The 1,675-nt window shown below is 70.4% G+C and carries 2 protein-coding genes; one reads left to right on the top strand and one right to left on the bottom strand.

What is annotated here, in order from left to right; translation table 11 throughout:
• Positions 1 to 127: 127 nt before the first annotated feature.
• Positions 128 to 748 (top strand): acetyltransferase, encoded by a 621-nt coding sequence (locus VGB60_RS09195; RefSeq protein WP_331037968.1) that lies wholly within the window; start codon positions 128 to 130, stop codon positions 746 to 748.
• Here the strand turns inward: VGB60_RS09195 and VGB60_RS09190 are convergent.
• A partial coding sequence (locus VGB60_RS09190; protein WP_331037967.1) for a DegT/DnrJ/EryC1/StrS family aminotransferase occupies positions 745 to 1,675 on the bottom strand: 931 nt, incomplete at its 5' end. The two genes, VGB60_RS09195 and VGB60_RS09190, sit on opposite strands and share 4 nt — an antisense overlap.

Raw genomic sequence — 1,675 nt, 5'->3', positions numbered from 1 at the left:
TCAGCAGGCCGTAGTCGGCCCGCCCGCTGGTCGCCACGCAGATTCGCCGAACACCCAACCGCGCCTCCATGACGAAGCTGTAGGCCGCGCGCCTTAGCAACCTGCTACCATGTCCGCGGAGGATGGCATGCGAATCGGATTGTGCGGAACCGGCGGCTTTGCTCGTGAAGTCGCATCCCTGGCCGTGGCCCAGGCGGGCGCCGGCGAGGTCTGCCACCTGGTGCTGGAGCCGGGCGAGGACGCCGTCAACGGCCTGCCGGTCGTGCTGCAGCACGATGCATCTCCAGGCACGGGCATCTCGATCACCATCGCCGATGCGGGGCAGCGGCGCCGGATCGACGCCGAGATGACGGCCGCCGGCCGGACCTTCGTCTCCATCGTCGCTCCGACCTGCGTGTTTCGGGGGCCTTCGCGGATCGGCGAGGGCGCCATCCTGTGCGACCATGTGGTGATCACCGCCAACGTCGTGATCGGCCGGCATTTCCAGGCCAATCTGTTCAGCTACGTCGCCCACGACTGCGTGGTCGGGGACTTCGTCACCCTGGCGCCGCGTGTTTGCGTCAACGGCAACACGGTGATCGAGGACGACGTCTATGTGGGGACCGGCGCCGTCCTCAAGCAGGGGACGCCCGAGCGGCCGCTGCGCATCGGCCGCGGCGCGGTGATCGGCATGGGGGCGGTGGTGACGAAAGACGTGCCGGCCGGCGCCGTCGTCGTCGGCAATCCGGCGAGGGTGATGGACCGCTAGGCGTCGGCCAGCCGGGCGCTGCTGGGGATGTTTATGACGCTGGCCTCCAGCGCCTCCGCCACCGGCAGGGGCGCCCGCGGGCAGGCCGCGTACATCGGCAGCCGGTGCATCAGCGTCCATAGAGGTCGGGCCATGAAGCCGGCGCCGTTCAGCGCCTGCAGGAGGGCGTCGCGCACCTCCATGTCGGGCCGGTCCAGGATCAGGGCGTTGAGCCAGTGGTTGACCTCGGCGCCGGGGCGCGGCGTCAGCAGGCGCACGCCCTCCACGCCGGCGAAGGCGGTGGCGTAGCGCCGCGCCAGTTCCGCCTTGCGCGCCAGCATGTCCGGCAACCGCTCCAGCTGGGCGCAGCCGAGGGCGGCGTTCAGATTGGGCATGCGGTAGTTGTAGCCGACCTCGTCGTGAACGAACGACCACTGGTGCGGCGTGCGGGCGGTGGTGGTCAGGTGCTTGGCGCGCGCCGCCAAGGCCGGGTCGCGGGTCAGGACCGCCCCGCCTCCGCCGGTGGTGACGATCTTGTTGCCGTTGAAGCTCAGCGCCGACACCAGGCCGCGGCCGCCCACGTGCTCGCCGCCCCAGCGGGAGCCCACCCCTTCGGCGGCGTCCTCGATCAGGGTCAGCTTCCAGCGCGCGGCGACCTCGCACAGGCCGTCCAGGTCACACGGATGGCCGAAGACATGCATGACCATCAGCGCCCGGATCGGCGCGCCGGTCCGCACGTTGACGCAGCCCTCGTCGGTGAGACGCGCCGTCTCCGCCAGCCAGGCGTCAAGGCGCACCGAATCGACGCCGAGCGTCACGGCTTCCGAGTCGATGAAGTGCGGCGTGGCGTTTTGGTAGGACACCCCATTGGCCGTAGCGACGAAGGTGAGGGCCGGAACGAGCACCTCGTCCCCTGCGCGGACGCCGGCTAACTTCAGGCAGATGTCG

The organism is Brevundimonas sp., from assembly GCF_036399195.1.
Taxonomy (GTDB): Bacteria; Pseudomonadota; Alphaproteobacteria; order Caulobacterales; family Caulobacteraceae; genus Brevundimonas.
This window is presented reverse-complemented; position numbering and strand designations above follow the sequence as displayed.